We start from the raw sequence: 19,175 nt of genomic DNA on the forward strand, positions 1-19,175 counted from the left end.
GTCCCACAGCCCCCGACGCCCGCCGCACCCCCGTCCGAGGCCGCCGTCGCCTTCGCCCGTTTGGAGATCCCGGACGGCGCCGGTCCGGCGATCGAGGCGGGGGTCTGGACGCCCGGCGCAGACGGCGGCGCCCGACGCCCCCTGATCGTCATTTCCCACGGCAACGGCGGCGATTTCCGCAGCCATGAGGCGACGGCGCGCGCCCTGGCCCAGGCGGGCTTCGTCGTCGCCGCCCTGACCCATACGGGCGACAACTGGCGCGACCAGAGCCGGGCGACCGACGTGGCCCAGCGCCCGCGCCAGCTTCACGTCCTGATCGACTATCTGCTGAGCGACTGGACCGGCCGGACGGCGATCGACGCCGACCGCATCGGCGCCTTCGGCTTTTCCGCAGGCGGCTTCACCGTCCTGACCGCAGCGGGCGGCGAGCCCGACCTGGGCCGGATCGGCGACCACTGCCGCGCCCACCCGGCCTTCTACGACTGCGGCCTGATCGCCGCCCGTGGCGCGCCGAAGACGGATCAGACCTGGGTGCATGACCGACGGATCAAGGCCGTGGCCGCCGCCGCCCCCGCCCTGGGCTTCGCCTTCACCCGCCAGGGCCTGTCGGGGGTCGCCCAGCCGGTCCAGCTGTGGCGGGGCGAAAACGACCGGGTCCTGCCCAGCCCCTTCTACGCCGAACCGGTGCGCGACGCCCTGCCCCGTCCGCCGGAATACCGGTCGATCCCCGGCGCCGGCCATTTCGACTTCATGCCGCCCTGTTCGGCGCGCCTGGCCGAACTGGCGCCGGCCGTCTGCGCCCCCACCCCCGGCTTCGACCGCGCCGCCTTCCAGCAGACCTTCAACCGCGACCTGATCGCCTTCTTCCGCCGCACCCTGACGGCGCCGGGCGGCGGCCGCTGAGCCGCCTCAGAACGCTTCCCAGCCGTCCTCGTCCGCTGCGGCGGAGGGGGCGGGGGCGGCGCCGCCGCGGCCGACGCTCTTCAAGGCCGTGACGGCGGCCGAGGGGGACGGCGGGGGCGTGACCGCGACGGGCGCCGGGGTGGAAACGCGAGGCGCGGCGGCGCCGACCTTGAAGCGGGCGACGGCGGCGTGCAAGCCGTCGGCCTCCTGGGACAGGGCGTGGCTGGCGGCGGTGGACTGTTCGACCATGGCGGCGTTCTGCTGGGTCATCTGGTCCATCTGATTGACGGCCGTATTGACCTCGGCCAGGCCGGTGGCCTGTTCGGCGGCCGAGGCGGAGATGTCGGTCACCAGGCTTTCGATCTGGGCGACATGGGCCACGATCCGGTCCAGGGCTGCGCCGGTCTCGGTCACCAGTTTGACGCCCGATCCGACCTGGGCGGTCGATTGGGTGATCAGCCCCTTGATCTCCTTGGCGGCGTCGGCCGAGCGTTCGGCCAGGGCGCGCACCTCGGAGGCCACCACGGCGAAGCCGCGGCCGCTTTCGCCGGCCCGCGCCGCCTCGACCCCGGCGTTCAGGGCCAGGAGATTGGTCTGGAAGGCGATCTCGTCGATGACGCCGATGATCTGGCTGATCTGGCTGGACGAGCGTTCGATCTCGCCCATGGCGGCGACGGCGTCGCGCACCACCGAACCGCTCTTGTCGGCGTCGTCGCGGGCGGCCTGAACGGCGCCGGCGGCCTGGACCGCGCCTGAGGCGGTGGCGCGCACCGTGGCCGTGACCTGATCCAGGGCGGCGGCGGTCTCCTCCAGGCTGGCGGCCTGCTGTTCGGTGCGGCGCGACAGGTCGTCGGCGGCCTTGGCGATTTCGGCGGCGCCCGCATTGATGGCGCCCGTATTGGCGGCGATGGTGGCGATGGCCTGTTGCAGCCCGTCCACCGCCCCGTTGAAGTCGGTGCGCAGCCGTTCATAGGCGGCCGGGAAGGGATCGACGATGCGATAGGTCAGGTCGGCGCGCGCCAGGGCCTCCAGCCCGTGCCCCAGGCCGGCGACGATGGCGGCCTGTTCGCGGGCGGTCGCCTCGCGCATCGCCTCGTCGGCGCGGCGGCCCTCTTCGTCCTTCAGCCGCAGCTGTTCGGCCTGATCGGCCTCGGCCCGGACGCGGGCGGCGATCAGGGCCTGGATGTCGACCACGGCGCGGGCGATGTCGCCGATCTCGTCCTTGCGGGCGGCCTCGCCCAGCTTGACCTCGGTCCGGCCCTGGGCCAGGGCGCGCAGATCGTCGGTCAGGCGGCGGATCGGCGCCACCATGCCGCGCACCCCCGCCAGGATCAGGCCCGCGCTGATCAGAAGGGCGGCGATGACGGCCGCGATCATGACGATGCGGCTGACGGCGGCCGTCGCCTTGGCGGCGGCGGCGTCGGACTGGGCCTCGGCCTCGATCTTCTCGGCGGCGGCGCCCATGGCGGTTTCCAGCACGCCGAACTGATCCTGGAACTCGGCCATGCGCCGCTGGGCGGCGGCGGGATCGGTTTCAGCCAGATCGACCATCTGGCCCGCAGCCTGGACATAGGTGCGAAGCGGCGCCTCCACCTCCAGAAGCGCGGCCTTCAGCTCGGGATCGGTGGCCAGCCGCGTGTTTTCGGCGACGGCGGCCTCGAACGTCTCGCGGTGCTCCTTCATCCCGGCCTTCATCTCGGCGGGATCGACGCCGTTGGCCGGGTCCGACGACAGCAGCGCGCCGAAGACATCGGAGCGCAGGGCGTCGTGCATCATGTCGGCCTGCATATGGTTGCGCAGGATCGAGGCCGAGACCGTCGCCCGGTCCAGGGCGTCGCCCAGGTCGGCGTTCATCTTCAACCCCAGGCCGGCGGTGCCGACGGAGAGGACCAGGACCGCGATCCCGGTCGCCGTCACCTTCTTGCCGATCGTCCAGTTCATCGCGCGCGCTCCCACACAATTCCGAACGGGGTTACGGGAGTTTGGGTTAACGCGCCGTTGCCGGTCCGATACGGCTTGCCCCCAATGTAATGCGAAGGTCCGTGTTCACCTTCCGAAGCTAGGCTGGAGGTTCAACATCACGGACTTCCGGCCATGCAGAATGCTAAGCCCCGCTCCCTTCTCCGCCGTCTGGCGGCCCTGGCCGGTCTGGCCGCCGTCGCGGCGCCGACCTTCGCCCTGGCCCAGGCCGAGACGGAGATCGAACCGACCTGGGCCTTCGCGGCCGAGTACGCCGCCGACGTCACGGGCGTCGTCTCGGGCGGGGCCGCGCGGGCGGGCCGCTATCTGGACAATCTGAGCGTCAGCCTGGACGGGGATCTGGAACGGGCCTGGGGCTGGCGCGGCGCGCGGCTGCATCTGTCGGGCCTTTACAACGGCGGGGGCGAGCCCAACGCCCTGGCCGGAACCCTGCAAGGGGTCGACAACATCGAGGTCTCCGCCCAGGGCGCACGACTGTATGAGGCCTGGATCGAACAGGACCTGGGCTGGGGCAGTCTGTTGGGCGGCCTGTATGACCTGAACAGCGAATTCTACGCCACCGAGGCCTCGGGCCTGCTGCTGGCGCCGCCGTTCGGCATCGGCTCGGAACTGGCCTCCACCGGTCCGAATGGCCCGGCCATCTTCCCCTCCACCTCCCTGGCTGCGCGGCTGCGGATCGGGGACGTCGAGACCTTTTACGCTCAAGCCGCCGTGATCAACGCGGACGCCCGCACCATCGGGGACCGGGGCGGGGTGGCCACCACCCTGGATCACGGCGTCCTGGGGATCGTCGAGGTCGGGGGCCGCGTCAACGGGGCGGGCCGCTACGCCGTCGGCGTCTGGCGCTATGACCAGCATCAGGACGACATCCGCGACCTGACGCCCGACGGCGAACCGGCCCAGAGCCTGGCGCGCGGCGCCTACGCCCTGGCCGAGGGGCGGATCTATGGGACGGCGAAACCGGACGGGCCCCAGGTCGATCTGTTCGGCCGGATCGGCGCCTCGGACGGGGACACCACCGATTTCGAAGGCGGCTGGCAGGCCGGCGTCCTGGTCAGCCAGGTCTGGGCGAGCCGCCCCGACAGCCAGGTCTCCTTCGGCGTCCATCAGGGCTGGCTGTCCGACAAGGGCCGCGCCAACATCGCCGACGCCGGCGACGACCCCGCCCATTACGAAGAGGGGCTGGAGCTGACCTACGCCGACCGGATCGGCCGTTTCACCCTCCAGCCGGACGTCCAGCTGATCCGCTACGCCGGGGGTCTGCGCGACGCCGACACGGTGGTGGTGGTCGCGCTGCGGGTCACGACCGCCCTCTATTAATCCACCACGGCGCGGGCGGGGTCGAAGCCGACCACCTCGCGGATCACGATCATGCTGCGATAGCTGCGGACCCCCTTTTCCGGGACCAGTTCGCGGATGCCGAAGGCTTCGTAATCGGCCATGGTCGGGACGGCCACGGTCAGCAGATAGTCGGTCTCGCCCGTCACGTCCCAGGCGCCCTGGACCTCGGGACTGGCCCTCATGGCCTGCTGGAAGGCGGTCATGACCTTGCGATCCTGAGTGTTCATCTCGACCAGCACATGCAGGACGATGCGCGGCTTGATCCGGGCCGGATCGACCAGGGCGACGTCGGCGACGATGACCCCTTCGGCCCGGAGGCGCCGCATCCGTCGCAGCACCGCCGATTCCGACAGGCCCACCGCCTGGGCCGTGACCCGCGCCGGCTCCTGATTGTCGCGCCGCGCCCGCGCCAGCAGCCGCCGGTCGAACTCGTCCAGGGTGACGAAATCCGTCATATCATGCTCTTTAACGCCGTTTTTCGGCGCAAGGAGGCCGGAAATCGGCGAGATACGCAAGCGGCTTTGGGCTATCTCTCGTCCCATGACCGCGCCCAGCCTGAGCCCGAGCCTGCAGTCCCCGCTGATCGCGCGGCTGATCCCCTACGCCGCCCTGTTCGCGGGCATGATGATCCTGGCGGGGGGCACCTCCTTCGCCAAGAGCCTGTTTCCGGTGATCGGGGCGCAGGGGGCCACGGCCTATCGGGTCGGGATCTCGGCCCTGCTGCTGGTTCTGGTGTTCCGGCCCTGGCGGTTCGCCCTGACCCGGGCCGATCTGAAGGCCGTCGTCCTGTACGGCGCCGTCCTGGGGGCGATGAATCTGAGCTTCTACATGGCGCTGCGCACCATTCCGCTGGGCGTGGCCATCGCCATCGAATTCATCGGGCCGCTCAGCCTGGCCCTGATCCATTCGCGCCGGCCGATCCATTTCGTCTGCGTCGGCTTTGCGGTGCTGGGCCTGGGCCTGCTGCTGCCGCTGAAGGGCGGAGCGGGATCGCTGGACCCGGTCGGCGTGGCCCTGGCGGCCTTCGCCGGCCTGTGCTGGGCGCTGTACATCATCTTCGGCAAGCGGCTGACCCATCTGCATCCGGGCCAGTCGGTGGCCCTGGGCATGAGCGTGGCGGCGATGGTGGTCGTCCCCTTCGGCCTCGCCCACGCCGGGGCGGCCCTGTTCAACCCGGCCATCGTCGTCGCCGGCCTGGCGGTGGCGATCTTCTCCAGCGCCCTGCCCTATTCGCTGGAGATGGTGGCCCTGCGCGGCATTCCCAAACGCACCTTCGGCGTGGTGCTCAGCGCCGAACCCGCCATCGGCGCCCTGGCCGGCCTGATCGTCCTGCACGAACATCTGACCGGCCAGCAATGGATCGCCATCGCCGCCATCGTCATCGCCTCGGTCGGCGCCATCGCGACGACGCGGGAGACGCCGGTCGCAGGAGATCCGGTTTAACCCCCCCTTCACCCCCCGTTAACCATGATGGCGCAAACGGTTAACGCCTGTTTCTGGGGTTCGTCTTGCATAATCTCGTCGCCGCCGTCGAAGCGATCGACCCCCTGGTCGTCACCGGCAAGGTCGCGGGGGTGTCGGGCCTGCTGATCGAGTCGCGAGGCGGGCTGTCGCGGCTGGCGGTCGGGGCGCGGGCCGAGATCGGGCGGCGCGGGCTGGAGCCCCTGCCGGCCGAGGTGGTGGGGTTCCGCGACGCCAAGGCCCTGTTGATGCCGTTCGGCCCGGTCGAGGGGGTGGCGCCCGGCGCCGAGATCCGCATCGTCGACCAGGCCGCCAGCGTGCGCCCGACCACCGCCTGGCTGGGCCGGATCATCGACGCCTTCGGCCATCCCATCGACGGCCTGGGCCCCCTGCCCCAGGGGCCGGCGCCCTATCCCCTGCGCACGCCGCCGCCCCCGGCCCATTCGCGCGGCCGGGTGGGCGAGCGGCTGGACCTGGGGGTGCGGGCCATGGACGTCTTCACCACCACCTGCCGGGGCCAGCGGCTGGGCATCTTCGCCGGTTCGGGCGTGGGCAAGTCGGTGCTTTTGTCCATGCTGGCCAAACAGGCCACCTGCGACGCGGTCGTGGTCGGCCTGATCGGCGAACGGGGCCGCGAAGTGCGCGAGTTCGTTGAAGAGACCCTGGGCGAAGAGGGGCTGAGACGCGCCGTCGTCGTGGTCGCCACCAGTGACGAGCCGGCCCTGAAACGCCGCCAGTCGGCCTATATGACCATGGCCATCGCCGAATTCCTGCGTGATCAGGACCTGGAGGTCCTGTGCCTGATGGACAGCGTCACCCGTTTCGCCATGGCCCAGCGCGAGATCGGCCTGGCGGCGGGCGAGCCGCCGACGACCAAGGGCTATACCCCCACCGTCTTCACCGAACTGCCCAAGCTCTTGGAGCGGGCCGGGCCGGGGCCGATCCGGCCCGACGGCACGACCGCAGCCCCCATCACCGCCCTGTTCACCGTCCTGGTGGACGGGGGCGACCATGACGAGCCCATAGCCGACGCGGTTCGAGGCATTCTGGACGGCCACATCGTGATGGACCGCAAGATCGCCGAGCGTGGACGTTTCCCCGCCATCGACGTGCTGAAGTCGGTCAGCCGGACCATGCCCGCCTGCCAGACCCTGCCCGAGCGCGAGCTGAACAAGCGCGCCCGCCAGTGTCTGTCGGCCTATGGCAATATGGAGGAGCTGATCAAGATCGGCGCCTACCGCACCGGCGCCGACCCGATCGTGGACCGGGCCATCGCCCTGAACCCCGCGCTGGAGGAGTTTCTGAGCCAGGACAAGGACGACGTCACCCGTCTTTCCGATTCCTTTACCCGGCTGGAGACTATTCTGAACCAAGGCATGATCAGAGAGTGACGAAATGACCGCTTGGGCCCAATCCCTGATCCGCATCTCCAACTATGAGGTCGAAACCCTCCAGAAGCGCCTGGCCGAGGTCAGCGCGCGCCGGGCCACGGCCGAGATGCGGCTGGCGGTTCTGGACGCCGAGGTCGAGGTGGAGCGCGAGCGCGCGCGCCTGGACGCCGACGCCAATATGATGCTGGCCGCCTATCTGAACGGCTGGAAGGCCCGCCGCGCCGCCGCCGAAAGCGATCTGAGCGTCATCGACGCCGAAGAGGCCGGGGCCCGCGACGCCCTGACGGGCGCCTTCGAAGAGCTGAAGAAGTTCGAACACGTCGCCGAAACCACCCGGCTGAACAAGCTGATCGCCATCGCCAAGCGCGAAACCGCCGCCTTCGACGAGCTGGGCCTGCGGAAGCGTGCGGTCTGAGGACTCTCAGACCTTCCCCCGCTTGCGGGGGAAGTGTCAGCTCGTCGAGCGGAGCGAGACGGCTGACGATGGGGGAAGTCTTCTGTTGAGCAGCACTTCCCTCTCCGATCCTGGTTCGCTTCGCGAACGCCGGGCCACCTCTCCCGCAAGCGGGAGAGGGTTTGGTCTCTCTCGCCGCGCCGTGATCGCCTCGTCGCTGGCCCTGGCCGCCTGCGACCGCACCGCGGCCGAGCCGACCGCGCCGAACCTTCCGCCGCTGAAGTCCGTCGCCCCCGCCCCCTTCGGCGCGGCGATCAAGGCGATGCAGATCGACGATCCCGACTGGGTCGCCCTGGCCCGCGCCCAGGTCTCTCAACTCACGCCCGAGTGGGAGATGAAGATGGAATATGTCCTGGCCGACGGGCTGGACCGGCCCCGGTTCGACCGGTCGGACCGGATCGCCGCCTTCGCCGCCCAGAACGGCATGGCCCTGCACGGCCACACCCTGATCTGGTATTCGCAAGGGGCCGAGGCGTTTGCGGGCCTGTCGGGCCCCGCCTTCGACCGGGCCTTCGACGGCTATGTCGCCGCCGTGGCCGGCCGGTATCGCGGCAAGGTCCGCAGCTGGGACGTGGTCAATGAGCCGATCCTGGACGACGGTTCGGGGATGCGCGACTGCCACTGGAGCGCCCGATACGGCCACGACGGCTATATTCTGCGCGCCTTCGAACAGGCGCGGGCGGCCGATCCGGACGCGGTGCTGTTCCTCAACGAATACAATCAGGAAAGCGTGCCGGCCAAGGGCGTCCAGTTCCTGAAACTGGTCGAGCGGCTGTTGAAGGCGGGGTGTCCGCTTCAGGGGCTGGGGCTGCAGTCGCATCTTTGGATCGACATCCCCGAGGGGGCGATCCGCGCCTTCATGCGCGAGGCGGCCCAGTTCGGCCTGCCGATTCATGTGTCGGAGCTGGACTGCACCCTGCGGACCGAGAACCGGCTGGACCTGCGCGGCGCAGGTCAGCGCACGGGCTTGCAGACGGCGCGGGTGCGGGAGCTGGCGGAGGCCTTCAACGCCCTGCCGGCGGCCCAGAGGTTCGCCTTCACCGTCTGGGGCCTGCGCGACACCGACAGCTGGTATCGTCAGGGCGACAAGGACGACGGGCGCGACCGGCCCCTGCCCTTCGACGGCGCGGGACGACCGGGGCCGATGGCGGCGGCCTTGGCCCAAGGGTTCGCTTAAAGTGGGAGAAAAAGACCGGCTTCGGGCGGTCGGCCGGGAGACCGCCCGAAGTCGGATCAGGGTCTCAGGACTTCTTCTTGGCCGTTTGAGCCGGGGTCTCGGCGCGCTGATGACGGCTGTGGCGGGCCGGGCGCTGCGGACGGGCGGCCGAGGTCGTCGAATGGGCGGTCGAGGCGGTCGCGGCCGGGGCGCGGCCAGAGGCAGAGGCGGGGGCCGAGGCGGGGACGGTTCCGGCGAAGGCGGCGCCGCTGCTCAGGGCGACGACGGCCAGGGCGCCCAGGACGGCGGAGGTGCGGAAGGATTTCATCTGAAGTCTCTCTGTGTTGAGAACGTCCGTTCGTTTCGGACGACCCGTTTCTCGACGCCGGCTCCGGCGGGCGATGGGCGGTTCGGTGTCGGCCCGTGTCGGCGGGGTGGAGATTTGTGTCCGACTGTGTCGGCCGCCTTTTCGCCATCAGCCGGGCGGACAGAGACGACCGACCCGCCACGCTGAACCCGCCCCATGACCGCCGCCCCGCCCGTGCTTCTGGTCGTCGACGACGACCGCGATATCCGCACCCTTCTGGCCGATCATCTGGAGCAGCACGGCTTTCGCACCTTAAAGGCGGCCGACGGCCGGGCGGCCAAGGCGGCGCTGGAGGCCGGGCCGGTCGATCTGGTGGTGCTGGACCTCAATCTGCCGGACGAGGACGGCCTAAGCCTGTGCCGCGCCATCCGGGCGACGTCGCGGACCCCGGTCATCATGCTGACGGCGCGCGGCGATCCGATCGACCGGATCGTGGGGCTGGAGATTGGGGCCGACGACTATATGGCCAAGCCGTTCGAGCCGCGCGAACTGGTGGCGCGCATCCGCACCGTCCTGCGCCGCGCCCGCCCGGAGGCCGAGCCGGTCCAGGGGCGCTGCGCCCAGTTCGCCGGCTGGTCCCTGGACGTCGCCGCCCGCAGCCTGACGGCGCCGGACGGGCGGGTGGCGCCCTTGTCCGGGGCCGATTTCGACCTGCTTCACGCCCTGGTCCGCAACGGGGGGCGGCCCCTGTCGCGCGAACGCATCCGCGCCCTGTCCACCGTCGCCGACGCCGACGACCGGGCGGTCGATCTGAGGGTCAGCCGCCTGCGCCAGAAGCTGGGCGACGACGCCAAGAACCCGGTCCTGATCCGCACGGTGCGCAGCCTTGGCTATATGTTGTCGGGCCCGGTGACGTGGCGCGCCTAGGCCGGGGCTCGAAGCGGGGGCTAGGCGGCGTCGTCGACGGGTCGACGGTCCGGCTGTTCGCCCTGGTCCTGGTCGGCGCCCTGGCGGCGGCGGCGGTGACCTTTCTGGCGCTTCAGCTGGGCCGCCATCACTGGCTGAAACAGGCCCATGACTTCACCACGGCCGAGCGGATCGGCGACCTGGCCCAGGCGGACGACGATCCGGCCGCCGCCGTGGCCGTGGCCCTGACCCCGGCCGACGGACAGCGGCGCGGGCCGCCCGACCCCGCCCTGACCCAGGCGGTGGCCCAGGCCCTGGCCCGGCGCGGCGTGACCGGGGTCAAGGTGCGGGCCTATGAGGCGGCCAAGGCCGCCTGCGGCGCCCCGGCGGACGCGGCCCTGCGCTGTCGCATCCTGACCCTCGATCCCCAGGACGGAACGGCCGTGGCCCCTGTGGCGGTCAGCCTGCCGCCCGCCCCGCGGCCCTGGAGCCTGGGGCGCGACAGCGCACTGTTGCTGGCCGTCGGCCTGGCGACGGTGGCGGCGACGGCCTGGCTGGCCTCACGCCGGGCAGCGGCGCCCCTGGCGCGGCTGTCGGCCGGGGCCGAGGCCCTGGGCCGGGACCTGGACGGCCCGCCCCTGGCGGTGGAGGGGACGCGCGAGGTGCGCCAGGCGGCCATGGCGCTGAACGCCATGCAGACCCGGCTTCAGGCCCTGATCGCCGAACGGGCCCGCGTCCTGGCCGCCGTGGCCCACGATCTTCAGACGCCCCTGACCCGGCTGAGGCTGCGGGTCGAAAAGGTGGCGGACGAGACCCTGCGCGCCCAGCTGATTGCGGATCTGGCGGCCATGCAGCATCTGGTGCGCGAGGGGCTGGACCTGGCGCGGCTGGAGACCCGGATCGAGCCGGTCGTCCCGGTCGATCTGGACGCCCTGCTGTCGGCCCTGTGCGAGGATGCGGCCGAGGCGGGACAGCCGGTCGTCTTCGTTCAGGGCTGCGGGGCGGTGCGGCCGACCCGGCCCCTGGCTCTGAGGCGGTGCCTGACCAATCTGATCGACAACGCCGTGCGCCACGGCGGCGATGCGGCCGTCAGGGGCGAAGCGCAGGCAGGGACGGTGCGTCTGATCGTCCGCGACCACGGGCCGGGCGTGCCCGAGGACCGGCTGGAGGCCCTGTTCGAGCCCTTCTACCGGCTGGATCCCTCGCGGTCGCGCGACAGCGGCGGCTCGGGCCTGGGCCTGACCATCGCCCGCCGCATGGCCGAGATCGCCGGCGGCCGCCTGACCCTGGCCAATGCGGCGGACGGGGGGATGGAGGCGACGGTGACCTTCGCGCCGGACGAAGAACGGGGCTGATCGACAGGTGTCGGCCCACCCTTGAGTTCCCATATTGGAAACTTTTCCTTGTTTCCAGATTGGAAACATGCGATACGACCCCATGAACGTGATCGCGAAATCAGCCCTGGTGAAGTTCTGGGAGGCCCAGCCGAAGGGCAAGCCCCAGGACACGGCGAAGGCGGCGATGATCGAGTGGCACACCGCCGCCTCGGACGCCGACTGGAGCAACTTCGCAGAGCTGAAGGCCACCTTCAGCAGCGCCGACTATGTGGTGGACGGCAAGATCGTCTTCGACGTGGGCGGCAACAAATACCGGATCGTCGGTCTGGTGGGGTTTCGAGCCAAGAGGATTTTCATCCTCTTCGTCGGGACTCACGCCGAATAGGACAAGATCGATGTGGCGAAACTATAGGATTGGAGAGAGCGACGATGACGATGGACATGAGCACGATCCGCACCCTGGCTGACGAGGCCGAATACCAAGCGGCGCTGAAGGCGGTGCGCCCCTATTTCGAGAACGAACCTGCTGAAGGCTCTGAGGCGGCCGCCCATTACGACGCCCTGGTCCTGCTGATCGAGGACTATGAGCGTCGGCACTATCCAATCCCACGGGCCGAGCCGGTCGATGTGCTGAAGTTCGTCATGCAGGCGAACAACTATACGCAGTCAGATCTGACCGAGATCCTCGGCTCCAAGGCGCGCGCCTCCGAGCTGCTGAACGGCAAGCGGGAGATCAACCTCGATCAAATCCGAAAGATCAGCCGGGCTTGGCGGATTCCGGCCGGATCGCTTGTCGGCGACTTAGCCGCCTAACACGGTCAAGGGCGCCCATGTCCTCCACGCCAGGAGCACAACTAGAAGCGACATCGGTCCTGCTCACCACCAGATCGCAAAGACCGACGCCCCTTCGTCCTCGCCCAGTTGCATCCGAACGCCCGGTTCGCAGCCTCTAAAGGCTTAAAGCCCATTTCAGGAGACGCCCGTGCCCCTTTTCCTTCGCCTTCGTCGCGGCCGTCTCGCGGCCTCCGCCTTGGCCCTGGCTCTGGCCCCCGTCCTGGCGGCAGGCCCCCTCGCAGCCCAGGATCGGGCGCCGGACGTGGCCCGAATGGACCAGATCGTCCGGGCCTCCAGCGAGGCCGACGCCTTTTCCGGCGCCGTCCTGGTCGCGCGCGACGGGGAGATCCTGCTGGACCGGGGCTATGGGCTGGCGAACCGGGAATGGGGCGTCCCCAATGACGGCGACGTCAAATTCCGCCTGGGCTCGCTGAGCAAACAGTTCACCGCCGTCGCCGTCCTGCTGTTGAGCGAACAGGGCAAGGTCGATCTGGACGCCCCGATCAAGACCTGGCTGCCCGACGCTCCGCCCGCCTGGGACGCCGTCACCCCGCGCCGGCTGTTGAGCCACACCGCCGGACTGCCCAACTTCACCACCTTCGCCGACTATGAGACGCTGAAGACCCGGCCGGCCACGACGGCCCAGTTGATCGCCCGGTTCAGCGGGAGGCCCCTGGACTTCGCGCCGGGCGAAGGCTTCGCCTATTCCAACTCGGGCTATATCCTGTTGAGCGCGGTGATCGAGGCGGCCAGCGGCCAGACCTACGCCGACTTCATTCAACAGGCCCTGTTCACCCCGCTCGGCATGGCCGACAGCGGCTATGACCGGCACGACCGCATCCTGCCCCGGCGCGCCTCGGGCTATGCGACGGAGGCGTCCGGCGTGGTCAACGCCGACTATGTGGACATGAGCATCCCCCTGGGCGCGGGGGCCCTGTACTCGACCACCCACGACCTCTTGAAATGGGAACAGGCCCTGTTCGGGGGGCGGGTGCTGAAGCCCCAGTCGCTGACCGCCCTGACCACCCCGGTCAGGAACGGCTACGCCCTGGGACTGGCCGCGACGCCGGACCGGAAGCTGGTCTGGCACAATGGGGCGATCGAGGGGTTCAACACCTATATGGCCTATGCGCCGGACGACCGGATCGCCGTCATCGTCCTGGCCAATCTGAACGGCCCGGCGCCCGACAAGCTCGGGCCGGACCTGATGACCCTGGCGCGCGGCGGGACCGTGACCCTGGCCTCGGAACGCCGCGTCGTGACCCTGCCGGCCGAGGCCCTGGCCGCCTATGTCGGGGTCTATTCCCTGTCGCCGACCTTCGCCCTGACGATCACCGCCGCAGAGGGCGGGCTGAAGGTCCAGGCCACCGGCCAGCCCGCCTTCGAGCTGAAGGCGCAAGGGGACGACGCCTTCTTCCTGACCGAGGTGGACGCCCAGATCACCTTCACCCGCGACGCCGAAGGCCGGGTCGACGGCCTGGTCCTGCACCAGGGCGGCCGCGACATGCCGGCGAAGCGGCAGTAGGCGCAAATAGAAAAAGCCCGCCGGAGGGACCGGCGGGCGTTTTCAGGATCAGCACGGAGCGGCCGTTCAGGCGGCGACGCTGTTTCCGGCCTCGGCCGGGTCGCGCAGGACGTAGCCGCGGCCCCAGACGGTTTCGATATAGTGTTTGCCGTCGGCGGCGGTGGCCAGCTTCTTGCGCAGCTTGCAGATGAAGACGTCGATGATCTTCAGCTCGGGCTCGTCCATGCCGCCGTACAGGTGGTTCAGGAACATTTCCTTGGTCAGGGTCGTGCCCTTGCGGAGCGAGAGCAGCTCCAGCATCTGATATTCCTTGCCGGTCAGGTGGACGCGGTGACCGTTCACCTCCACCGTCTTGGCGTCCAGGTTCACGGCGATCTCGCCGGTGTGGATGATGGCCTGGGCGTGGCCCTTGGAGCGACGGACCACGGCGTGGGTGCGCGCGATCAGCTCGTCCTTGTGGAAGGGCTTGGTCAGATAGTCGTCGGCGCCGCCGCCGAAGGTCTTGACCTTGGTTTCGATCTCATGCGTGCCCGACAGGATCATGACCGGGGTGTTGATCTTGCCGACGCGCAGCTGACGCAGCACCTCAAGGCCGCTCATGTCCGGCAGGTTCAGGTCAAGCAGAATGAGGTCGTAGTCATAGATCTTGCCCAGATCGATGCCTTCTTCGCCCAGGTCGGTCGTATAGACATTGAAGCCTTCCGACTTCAGCATCAGCTCGATGCTCTGGGCGGTGGCGTGATCGTCTTCAATCAACAGGACGCGCATTCGTGCCCCTCCAGGCAAAAGCTTTGCGGTAATCACCCTGGCGCACGACCGGGTAACCTTGTTCGCAGGTTAAGACCCGAAAACCTTAAGAAGGGTTAACGGCGAGCTATGAGTCGTTCCTAAGCTGATTTGCGAATCGGCGTCGAGAGTCCCGAGTCAATGATTCGAAAAATAATTAACCATGATGCGGACCGGACTCAGCCTGCGGCTCCGCGCGCAGCGCCGGTTGGAACGCGGACCTGCCCTGACGCAACCTCAAGTCCAGTCCGGCGCCACGTCCGATTCTGACGCGGATTAGGATGATATTCCTATCACGACGCAGCGCCCGCCTAGGATGGGGCGTCAAGGTTCGTGAACGGGAGTGAGGCATGGTTGAGGCATACAGGGCGCCGGTGCGAGAGGCGGACCGGTGCAAGGCGGGGCTGGCCCTGCATCTGGTGGCGGCGCGGACCGGGGCCAGCCCGGAGCGGATGACGGCCGGACGGCGGATCGATCCGCTCAACGCCCGGTCGCGCTGGCTGGCCATGTATCTGGCCCACATCGCCTTCGGCTGGACGCTGGAGCGGGTCGGCCACGTCTTCGGGGTCAACCGCAGCACGGTGGGGGCGGCCTGCCGCTGGGTGGAGGACGAGCGCGACCGCCGGGCTGTGGACGAACTGCTGTCGCAGCTGGAGGCCTGTCTGACCACGATCTACAGCGCCCCCCGCTGGGAGGCCGTGCAATGAGCCGGACGGTGGAGCGGGCGCGCTGTCTTCTGGCCCGGCCCGGCGCCTGGCTGGGCGCCGAACAGGGGGTCTATGCGCTGCGTCTGGGGCCGGACCGCAGGGCACGGATCAGCCTGACCCTGAGCGAGCCGGAGTTCCGCGCCCTGATCGAACGGCCGGGACTGAGGCGGCGGCCGCAGGGCGGATGGACCGTGCGCGCCGGGGGGGAGGCGGCCCCCGGCAAGGCCGAAACCCCGCCGCCCGGCCGCCCCGGCTTCATCGCGGGCGAGCGGGAGTTGATCGGGGCGGACGGGCGAATGGTCCGCCACGCCGCCAATCTGGGCGAAAGCCCGATCGCCTGGCTGGCGCGGCGCAAGGATGCAACGGGCCGACCCTGGCTGAGCCCCGCCGAGGTCGCCGCCGGCGAACGGCTGAGGCGGGAGGTCGAACAGGCCGGCGCCGGCCCGGCCCTGACCATGGGCTGGGACGCCCTGCCCCGCGCCGGGTCGGGCGGAACGATGCGGGTCGAACCCGGCGACCGCGCCCTGTCGGCCGGACGACGGGTGGAGGCGGCCCTGTCCGCCGTCGGCCCGCGCCTGAGGCCGATGCTGACGCGGATCTGCATCCACGGCGACAGTCTGAAACTGGCCGAGACGGGCCTGGGCCTGCGCCGCCGCCAGGGCAAGACGGTGCTGAAACAGGCGCTGGCCGCCCTGGCCGATCACTACGGCATCGGCTGAGGTCAGAGGTATTTCATCCAGGGCCGGTCGCTGGCGCGCTTGATCCGGGCGAACCAGCGGCAGGCGAACCAGCAGGGGACGGCGACCACGGCGGCCAGGGCCCACAGGGCGGCGACGCCCTGCACGCTGAAGCCCTGGCCCTGATTGGGACCGAACAGGGCCAGGGCCGCCAGATTCAGCAGATGCAGGCCGTAGAGGTGGATCAGATAGAAGAACAGCGGCGCCCCCCCGAAGACCGCCAACAGACCGATCAGACGGTCCGAGGCCCGCTCCAGTCCCGCCAGGATCAGGGCCCCCAGGCCCAGGGTCAGCAGCAGAAAGTCGGCCGAGGGCGGATATTTGGTGACGTTCAGCACGCTCATCGCCGTCCGCAGCGGCGTGTCCTGCACGCTCCAGGGCGTCGGGTCGCCGTACAGATTGATAGACCTGAGCAGGGCGAACAGGGCCAGGGCGCCCAGGCCGGTGACGACCAGACGCCGGAGCCGCGCCCCCTGGGGCCCGACGAACCACGGCCCGATCGCATAGCCCAGGGCCGCCACCCCGATCCACGGCAGCAGGGGATAGGAGGTGCGAACCTGTCCGCCCCAGGGCAGGTCCATCAGGCTGCGGTCGTGCAGCACGGCCCACAGCACATGGGCCGGACCTTCGGCGAAGGCGATCGGGTCCAAGAGATTGTGGCCCAGGGCCAGGACCAGGCCGACGGCGATCAGCCAGGCGCGCGGTAGATGAGCCAGGCCCGCCAGGGCGATCATCGACAGCCCGATGACCCAGATCACCTGGAGATAGAGGATCGGCGGCGTCAGGGAGAAGCCCCAGGCGAAGTTGACCAGGGTCAGCTCCAGCACCACCAGGAACAGGCCCCGCTTCAGCAGAAAGGCCGAGGCCGCCCCGGCGGCGGACCCTCCGCTGACCTCGGCTGTCTTGTTTCCGTAGAGCCAGGCGCCCAGGCCCGTCAAAGCGACGAAGATCGGGGCGCACAGATGGGCCGACAGACGGGTGAAGAACAGGGCCGGATCGGTCGCCTCGACATTCATCGGGTCCGGGACCTGAGCGTGGAAATAGAAGAACTCGCGCGTGTGATCGACCAGCATCAGCAGGATGACCAGACCGCGCAGGGCGTCGATCGAACGAATGCGCGCGGCCGGGCGGACGGCCGGAACGGCGAGGGCGGAAACGGGAAGGGCGGCGGTTGACAGCATGAGGCGCGAACGGATAGCCGCTACAGTATAACGTTTCAACGGAGTTCGTCCTTGCCCCTCCTTTCGAGCTGCGCCGGCCTGTGTCTTATTGCCGCCGCAACCGCCGCGACCCCAGTCCTGGTCCCCGTTGATGCGGCTCAGGCCGAGCCCCACGCCCTGGGCGAGATCGTGGTCCTGGGCCGCCGGGGTTCGCCGCACGACCATACGCTGGGCGTCGGGGCGATCACGGAGCGGATGTCGCCGTCCAGCCGTTCCATCGAAAGCGACCTGCTGCGCGCCGTGGGCGCCACCCGCCTGTCCGACGCCCTGGAGCTGGTCAGCGGGATCAGCCAGCAGAACAATCGCGGCGGGGTGATGGACAATTTCGCCATCCGCGGCTTCCTGGGCACGCCCGACGGCGGGGCGGAATATTATGTGGACGGCTTCCTGGCGAACCGGGGCATGGCGCCGCCGCGCGACCCGGCCACGGCCGAGCGGATCGAGGTGCTGAAGGGGCCGGCCGGCGCCCTGTTCGGCGACATCGACCCGGCCGGCCGGATCAACATCGTCTCCAAGACCCCGCGTTTCACACCCGACGCCGTCTTCACCGGCACGGTCGGCTCCTTCGGCCTGAGGCGGGGGGAGTTGGACGTGACCGGCCCGATCTCCGAGACCCTGGCTGGGCGGCTGGTCCTGGCCGGCGAGACCAGCAACGGTTGGCGCGACCATGTCGGCCTGGACCGGACGGCGGTCGCCCCCTCCCTGACCTGGCGGCCCAATGAGGATCTGCGCCTGACCTATGTGGGCGAGCTCACCGTCTTTTCGACCCTGTTCGACCGGGGCATGCCCGCGATCGACGGCGACGCCCTGGCCCTGCCGGAATCCAACTACTACGGCGAGCCCGGCGACGGCCGGACCCGGTTCCGCAACGCGCGGCACCAGATCACCGGCGAATACCGCCTCAACGACGGCTGGAGCCTGAACGGAGGGGTCGCCTGGCGGGGCGGCTCGCTGAAGGGCCTGTCCAGCGACCAGTCCCGCCTGGTCGGCGATGCGCTGTGGCGCCAGCGCCGGGGCCGGGACTTCTCGGTCGAGGACCTGTCGGCGCGGCTGGAGCTGAACGGGGAGGTCCAGACCGGCCTGGGCGTCCACACCCTGGGCCTCGGCGTGAAAGCCTATCGGCTGACCTATGGCGAGAAGTGGCTGCGCATCAATCCGACGGCGGCCAATCCCTATCCGATCTCGGTCTTCAACCCCGTCTATGGGTCGGTCGTCCCGCCGACGCCCCTGCCCTTCACCGACAATCTGGAGACGCGGGACGTCGTCACCCTGTACGCCCAGGACCTGTGGGAGGTGAACGACCGCCTCAGCCTGGTCGCGGGCCTTCGCTGGGACGACTACAGCCAGACCATCCGCAACAACCGCACCGGCGCCGTGGGCGAGACCAAGGACAGCCCGCTCGATTACCGGTTCGCCGCCCGTTATCGCCTGACCGACGGCCTGACCGCCCACGCCAGCTATGGCCGGTCCTTCGTGCTGAACTCGGGCACGGGGCGGACCGGGTCCGGCTTCGCCCCGGAAGAGGGCAAGGGCTATGAGATCGGCCTGTCCGGCGCCTGGCAGGGGATCGACCTGGCGGCCACCCTGTTCGATATCGAAAAGGCGAACATACTGACCACCGATCCCGTCGACCCCAACTATCTGGCGCCGGTCGGCAAGCTGACCTCGCGGGGAATCGAGCTGGACGGGTCGGTCCGGCTGGGCGAGGCGTGGCAGGTGGTGGCCAACTACGGCTGGACCGACGCCAAGGCCGACGACGACGCCTTCCCCACCGACCGGGTGCTGAACGTGCCCGAACATTCGGGCTCCCTGTTCGTGGTCGGCCGTTTCCCCACCCCGCACGGCACGGACTGGTCGATGACGGCGGGCGCCGCCTATGTCGGCGACCGGGCCGGCGGCCTTGCGCTCGGCGCGCCCGAACTGCCGGCCTATTGGAAGGCCAAGGCGGCGGTGGACTATGGCCTGACGCCCCAGGTCACGGCGCGGGTCGAGGTCGATAATCTGTTCGACGAACGCTACGCCGCCAGCTCCTACAGCGCCCTGTGGATCTTTCCCGGCGCGCCGCGCAGCGTGCGGGCTTCGCTGCGGATCGCCCTTTGACCTGCGCCTTGCCGCATCGAACGGTTGGCG

General features: G+C 69.8%; 19 protein-coding genes. 14 read left to right on the plus strand and 5 right to left on the minus strand.

Annotated features, from left to right (window positions below):
* Positions 1 to 903 (plus strand): prolyl oligopeptidase family serine peptidase (locus AC07XS_RS10595; RefSeq protein WP_182714394.1); only part of this gene is annotated, 903 nt, incomplete at its 5' end.
* A gap of 6 nt (positions 904 to 909) precedes the next feature.
* Here AC07XS_RS10595 and AC07XS_RS10600 read toward each other — a convergent pair.
* On the minus strand, positions 910 to 2,844 hold the full coding sequence (locus tag AC07XS_RS10600; RefSeq protein ID WP_182714393.1) for a methyl-accepting chemotaxis protein: 1,935 nt from the start codon (positions 2,842 to 2,844) through the stop codon (positions 910 to 912).
* 153 nt (positions 2,845 to 2,997) lie between these two features.
* Here AC07XS_RS10600 and AC07XS_RS10605 point away from each other — a divergent pair, with 153 nt between their 5' ends.
* Positions 2,998 to 4,203 (plus strand): carbohydrate porin, encoded by a 1,206-nt coding sequence (locus tag AC07XS_RS10605; protein WP_182714392.1) that lies wholly within the window; start codon positions 2,998 to 3,000, stop codon positions 4,201 to 4,203.
* Here the strand turns inward: AC07XS_RS10605 and AC07XS_RS10610 are convergent.
* A complete protein-coding gene (locus AC07XS_RS10610) occupies positions 4,200 to 4,679 on the minus strand; it encodes an Lrp/AsnC family transcriptional regulator (RefSeq protein ID WP_182714391.1) in 480 nt (159 codons plus the stop codon). The two genes, AC07XS_RS10605 and AC07XS_RS10610, sit on opposite strands and share 4 nt — an antisense overlap.
* An 85-nt stretch (positions 4,680 to 4,764) precedes the next feature.
* Between AC07XS_RS10610 and AC07XS_RS10615 the strand changes: the two genes are divergently transcribed.
* The 4 genes from AC07XS_RS10615 (at position 4,765) to AC07XS_RS10630 (ending at position 8,707) form a co-directional block, all read left to right on the plus strand.
* Positions 4,765 to 5,667 carry an EamA family transporter gene (locus AC07XS_RS10615; RefSeq protein ID WP_182714390.1) on the plus strand — a complete coding sequence of 301 codons (903 nt, stop codon included), beginning with the start codon at positions 4,765 to 4,767 and terminating at the stop codon, positions 5,665 to 5,667.
* Between the two features lie 65 nt (positions 5,668 to 5,732).
* Positions 5,733 to 7,076, plus strand: coding sequence for a flagellar protein export ATPase FliI (gene fliI / locus AC07XS_RS10620; protein ID WP_182714389.1), 1,344 nt, complete (start codon positions 5,733 to 5,735; stop codon positions 7,074 to 7,076).
* Between the two features lie 4 nt (positions 7,077 to 7,080).
* Positions 7,081 to 7,491 (plus strand): flagellar export protein FliJ, encoded by a 411-nt coding sequence (locus tag AC07XS_RS10625; protein WP_054764866.1) that lies wholly within the window; start codon positions 7,081 to 7,083, stop codon positions 7,489 to 7,491.
* A 181-nt stretch (positions 7,492 to 7,672) separates the two neighbouring features.
* Positions 7,673 to 8,707, plus strand: coding sequence for an endo-1,4-beta-xylanase (locus AC07XS_RS10630; RefSeq protein ID WP_321208075.1), 1,035 nt, complete (start codon positions 7,673 to 7,675; stop codon positions 8,705 to 8,707).
* A 64-nt stretch (positions 8,708 to 8,771) separates the two neighbouring features.
* Here the strand turns inward: AC07XS_RS10630 and AC07XS_RS10635 are convergent, their stop codons facing one another.
* Positions 8,772 to 9,014, minus strand: coding sequence for a hypothetical protein (locus AC07XS_RS10635; RefSeq protein ID WP_054764864.1), 243 nt, complete (start codon positions 9,012 to 9,014; stop codon positions 8,772 to 8,774).
* 195 nt (positions 9,015 to 9,209) lie between these two features.
* Here AC07XS_RS10635 and AC07XS_RS10640 point away from each other — a divergent pair, with 195 nt between their 5' ends.
* From AC07XS_RS10640 to AC07XS_RS10660, 5 genes are all read left to right on the plus strand, one after another.
* Complete coding sequence (locus tag AC07XS_RS10640) at positions 9,210 to 9,920, plus strand: response regulator transcription factor (RefSeq protein WP_182714387.1); 711 nt, start codon at positions 9,210 to 9,212, stop codon at positions 9,918 to 9,920.
* Complete coding sequence (locus tag AC07XS_RS10645) at positions 9,908 to 11,254, plus strand: ATP-binding protein (protein ID WP_182714386.1); 1,347 nt, start codon at positions 9,908 to 9,910, stop codon at positions 11,252 to 11,254. The genes AC07XS_RS10640 and AC07XS_RS10645 overlap by 13 nt, the downstream gene beginning before the upstream one ends.
* 82 nt (positions 11,255 to 11,336) lie before the next feature.
* Positions 11,337 to 11,621: a type II toxin-antitoxin system HigB family toxin gene (locus AC07XS_RS10650; protein ID WP_182714385.1), complete on the plus strand. Its 285-nt coding sequence runs from the start codon at positions 11,337 to 11,339 to the stop codon at positions 11,619 to 11,621.
* Positions 11,622 to 11,665: 44 nt separating this feature from the next.
* Positions 11,666 to 12,049 carry a helix-turn-helix domain-containing protein gene (locus tag AC07XS_RS10655; protein ID WP_007390098.1) on the plus strand — a complete coding sequence of 128 codons (384 nt, stop codon included), beginning with the start codon at positions 11,666 to 11,668 and terminating at the stop codon, positions 12,047 to 12,049.
* 169 nt (positions 12,050 to 12,218) lie between these two features.
* Positions 12,219 to 13,595: a serine hydrolase gene (locus tag AC07XS_RS10660; protein WP_321208074.1), complete on the plus strand. Its 1,377-nt coding sequence runs from the start codon at positions 12,219 to 12,221 to the stop codon at positions 13,593 to 13,595.
* Between the two features lie 66 nt (positions 13,596 to 13,661).
* Here the strand turns inward: AC07XS_RS10660 and ctrA are convergent, their stop codons facing one another.
* The gene (gene ctrA / locus AC07XS_RS10665; protein ID WP_054764860.1) at positions 13,662 to 14,363 is read right to left on the minus strand and encodes a response regulator transcription factor CtrA; all 702 of its coding nucleotides are present in this window, start codon (positions 14,361 to 14,363) and stop codon (positions 13,662 to 13,664) included.
* Between the two features lie 368 nt (positions 14,364 to 14,731).
* On the opposite strand from ctrA, the gene AC07XS_RS10670 reads away from it, so the two are divergent.
* Both AC07XS_RS10670 and AC07XS_RS10675 read left to right on the plus strand, forming a co-directional pair.
* Positions 14,732 to 15,088, plus strand: coding sequence for a chromosomal replication initiator DnaA (locus tag AC07XS_RS10670; RefSeq protein WP_182714384.1), 357 nt, complete (start codon positions 14,732 to 14,734; stop codon positions 15,086 to 15,088).
* Positions 15,085 to 15,807 (plus strand): DUF6456 domain-containing protein, encoded by a 723-nt coding sequence (locus AC07XS_RS10675; protein WP_182714383.1) that lies wholly within the window; start codon positions 15,085 to 15,087, stop codon positions 15,805 to 15,807. Before AC07XS_RS10670 ends, AC07XS_RS10675 begins: the two co-directional genes overlap by 4 nt.
* Before the next feature lie 2 nt (positions 15,808 to 15,809).
* Here the strand turns inward: AC07XS_RS10675 and AC07XS_RS10680 are convergent, their stop codons facing one another.
* Positions 15,810 to 17,045: an acetyltransferase domain-containing protein gene (locus tag AC07XS_RS10680; RefSeq protein ID WP_494732669.1), complete on the minus strand. Its 1,236-nt coding sequence runs from the start codon at positions 17,043 to 17,045 to the stop codon at positions 15,810 to 15,812.
* A gap of 12 nt (positions 17,046 to 17,057) precedes the next feature.
* Between AC07XS_RS10680 and AC07XS_RS10685 the strand changes: the two genes are divergently transcribed.
* Positions 17,058 to 19,145 carry a TonB-dependent siderophore receptor gene (locus AC07XS_RS10685; RefSeq protein ID WP_182714382.1) on the plus strand — a complete coding sequence of 696 codons (2,088 nt, stop codon included), beginning with the start codon at positions 17,058 to 17,060 and terminating at the stop codon, positions 19,143 to 19,145.
* Positions 19,146 to 19,175: the final 30 nt, after the last annotated feature.

The organism is Brevundimonas sp. GW456-12-10-14-LB3 (genome assembly GCF_059424365.1).

Coding starts and splice junctions, on each gene's coding strand:
- AC07XS_RS10675 (WP_182714383.1), top strand. CDS start 15,085: ATGAGCCGGACGGTGGAGCGGGCGCGCTGTCTTCTGGCCCGGCCCGGC.
- AC07XS_RS10600 (WP_182714393.1), bottom strand. CDS start 2,844: ATGAACTGGACGATCGGCAAGAAGGTGACGGCGACCGGGATCGCGGTC.
- AC07XS_RS10615 (WP_182714390.1), top strand. CDS start 4,765: ATGACCGCGCCCAGCCTGAGCCCGAGCCTGCAGTCCCCGCTGATCGCG.
- AC07XS_RS10635 (WP_054764864.1), bottom strand. CDS start 9,014: ATGAAATCCTTCCGCACCTCCGCCGTCCTGGGCGCCCTGGCCGTCGTC.
- ctrA (WP_054764860.1), bottom strand. CDS start 14,363: ATGCGCGTCCTGTTGATTGAAGACGATCACGCCACCGCCCAGAGCATC.
- AC07XS_RS10650 (WP_182714385.1), top strand. CDS start 11,337: ATGAACGTGATCGCGAAATCAGCCCTGGTGAAGTTCTGGGAGGCCCAG.
- AC07XS_RS10655 (WP_007390098.1), top strand. CDS start 11,666: ATGACGATGGACATGAGCACGATCCGCACCCTGGCTGACGAGGCCGAA.
- AC07XS_RS10640 (WP_182714387.1), top strand. CDS start 9,210: ATGACCGCCGCCCCGCCCGTGCTTCTGGTCGTCGACGACGACCGCGAT.
- AC07XS_RS10670 (WP_182714384.1), top strand. CDS start 14,732: ATGGTTGAGGCATACAGGGCGCCGGTGCGAGAGGCGGACCGGTGCAAG.
- AC07XS_RS10610 (WP_182714391.1), bottom strand. CDS start 4,679: ATGACGGATTTCGTCACCCTGGACGAGTTCGACCGGCGGCTGCTGGCG.
- AC07XS_RS10625 (WP_054764866.1), top strand. CDS start 7,081: ATGACCGCTTGGGCCCAATCCCTGATCCGCATCTCCAACTATGAGGTC.
- AC07XS_RS10605 (WP_182714392.1), top strand. CDS start 2,998: ATGCAGAATGCTAAGCCCCGCTCCCTTCTCCGCCGTCTGGCGGCCCTG.